The organism is Pseudomonas sp. EL_65y_Pfl1_R83 (assembly GCF_963970695.1).
GTDB classification, from domain to species: Bacteria; Pseudomonadota; Gammaproteobacteria; order Pseudomonadales; family Pseudomonadaceae; genus Aquipseudomonas; species Aquipseudomonas tritici.
In genome coordinates, this window is the sequence record NZ_CAXAQI010000519.1 from 1 (window position 1) to 426 (window position 426).

A 426-nucleotide genomic window follows, 5' to 3' on the forward strand; every position below is an offset into this window, starting at 1 on the left:
TTCAAACACCTTGCACAGCCAATCAACCGGCTCGTGGATGCTCAACTGGTCAATCAGCGCGAACGCTCGAGATCTTCCGACATCAAGAGCGCGGTAGCCTTTTTTAAGATCGATTTTTCCCGCTCAAGGCGAGCAATTCGGGCTTCCAGCTCTTGGATTTTCTGCTGCTCCGGGGTCAGCGCTTTGCTCTGCGGGGTGACGCCCGTGCGTTCTTGCTGCACCTGGTCGACCCATCGGCGCAAAGCCGACTCGCCGACACCAAGCGAGCGGCTGGCCTCAATGAAGCTGTAATCCTGCTTGATAACGAGGTCGGCAGCCTCGCGTTTGAATTCAGGGGAAAAGGTACGGCGTTGTTTGGTCATCTGACACCTCGTTCTGGCGAGCATTCTCGCCTAAATGGGTGTCCGGTTTCATTAGACCACTACA

1 pseudogene is annotated in these 426 nt (G+C 55.6%); it reads right to left on the reverse strand.

Annotated features, from left to right (window positions below):
• A pseudogene (locus tag AACY08_RS30135) lies at positions 1 to 362 on the reverse strand (transposase); the annotation flags it as partial.
• Positions 363 to 426: the final 64 nt, after the last annotated feature.